This is a genomic window from Bacillus sp. SIMBA_074 (assembly GCF_046534555.1).
Lineage (GTDB): Bacteria > Bacillota > Bacilli > Bacillales > Bacillaceae_G > Bacillus_A > Bacillus_A mycoides.
The window spans coordinates 1-244 of record NZ_JAWRYM010001065.1 but is presented as its reverse complement, the minus strand read 5'-3'; the positions used below and the strand labels follow the sequence as shown (position 1 = coordinate 244).

Sequence of the window (244 nt, the reverse complement as noted above, 5' to 3'; positions counted from 1 at the left end):
CAATACGTTTTACATCTTGGGCGTTATTTATTTTGTTGTGATGATCTCAGCCGCACAATACCTTGCACCTCCTCCAAAAGGATGGCTACCAGAGGGCTATTCAGTTGATGGGGCGGGTACCAAAAAAATTAAGCAAGATCTGTCTCAATTAACAGCTAACGAAGCGATCAAGACGCGCCGCTTTTACTTGCTGTGGCTTATGCTTTTTATCAACGTTACCTGTGGAATCGCGGTAATCTCTGTC

1 pseudogene is annotated in these 244 nt (G+C 44.3%); it reads left to right on the top strand.

The window, feature by feature from the left end:
- Positions 1-244: pseudogene (locus tag SB773_RS34030) on the top strand (MFS transporter); the annotation flags it as partial.